1 protein-coding gene is annotated in these 339 nt (G+C 60.2%); it reads right to left on the reverse strand.

What is annotated here, in order from left to right:
• A partial coding sequence (locus AQ981_RS28635) for a hypothetical protein (RefSeq protein ID WP_420809814.1) occupies positions 1-321 on the reverse strand: 321 nt, incomplete at its 3' end.
• Positions 322-339 lie beyond the last annotated feature (18 nt).

Genomic DNA, 339 nt, shown 5'->3' on the forward strand with positions numbered 1-339 from the left:
CCCGTTGTTATTGATCGTGGTGTTGCCGGTTTTCACCGAGGTGAACTCCGGGTTCTCCGCCATCTGAATAACCAGGTTGCCGTTATCGTCCACCAGGGTGTTGATATTGGCGTCCGAGTACAGCCCCGTCGTGGCAGCGCCCCCCTTCACTGTCAGTTTCTCACCCAGCAGCTTACCGACCTGACCGGTGTTGCCGGCAAAGGTCAGCGGGGTGCTGGCCAGTTTGTCCAGTGCGGTATTGGTGTCGTGCAACTGGGAGCCGTTCACCGCATCGGTGCTGTCATCCGCCAGACGGCCCGGCGCCACACGGGTGATCTTCATGTCCCCCGCATCAATACC

The sequence above is a fragment of the Entomohabitans teleogrylli genome, from assembly GCF_001484765.1.
Taxonomy (GTDB): domain Bacteria; phylum Pseudomonadota; class Gammaproteobacteria; order Enterobacterales; family Enterobacteriaceae; genus Entomohabitans; species Entomohabitans teleogrylli.